The organism is Streptomyces sp. NPDC127084, assembly GCF_042724175.1.
Taxonomy (GTDB): Bacteria; Actinomycetota; Actinomycetes; order Streptomycetales; family Streptomycetaceae; genus Streptomyces.
In genome coordinates this window covers 1-792 of sequence record NZ_JBHXFA010000413.1, presented here as the reverse complement: position 1 = coordinate 792, position 792 = coordinate 1, and the positions used below count along the sequence as shown (strand labels likewise).

The window sequence follows — 792 nt, the reverse complement described above, 5'->3', positions numbered from 1 at the left end:
ATCGTGGAGTTCGGCGGGGCCACCTACACCACCAGCTACGAGTACGACCGCTCCGGTCATCTGACCAAGCTCACCGACGCCAAGGGCAACATCTCGACGTACGAGTACAACTGGCTCGGCGAGACGACCAAGTCGGTCGAGCTGGACACCGGCACACGGCTGACGCAGTACGACGCCAACGGCCTGGTCCAGCAGAGCACCGACGGCAACAACGCCGTCCTGACCTACGCCTACGACAACCTGAACCGGCCGCTCACCGTGTCCAAGGGCAGCACCGTGCTGACCCGCAAGACCAACGACGCCGCGACGGGAGGCATCGGCAAGCCGGCCACCTCCACCTCGTACACGGGCGGCTTCGCCTACACGACCGAGGCCGTGAAGTACGACGCCAACGGCCAGTTGACCGACAGCAAGGTCACCGTCCCCACCGACGGCAACGGGCTGCAGGGCACCTACACCGCGACCTACGGCTACGACGCCGCGGGCCACAACACCACCGTCGCGTACCCCGCGACCGCCGGGCTGCCGGCGGAGACGGTGACCACGTCGTACGACGCGTCCGGTATCGAGGACAAGGTGACCAGCAGCATCAGCGGCACCACCTATGTCGACTCCACCGACTTCGACTCCCTGGGCCGCCTCACCGGCCGCACCTACGGCGCCACGGGTGCCGCCAACAGCGCCAAGCGCGCCTACACCTACGAGGACACCACCGGCACCGGCTGGCTGAAGAACATCACCACGACCACCACGGCCAAGGGCACCGTCCAGAACGACGACTACACCTACGAC

Annotated in this window: 1 pseudogene; it reads left to right on the top strand. The window is 66.9% G+C overall.

From position 1 onward, the window contains the following. Positions 1–792 (top strand): annotated as a pseudogene (locus ACFWI9_RS34635) (hypothetical protein); the annotation flags it as partial.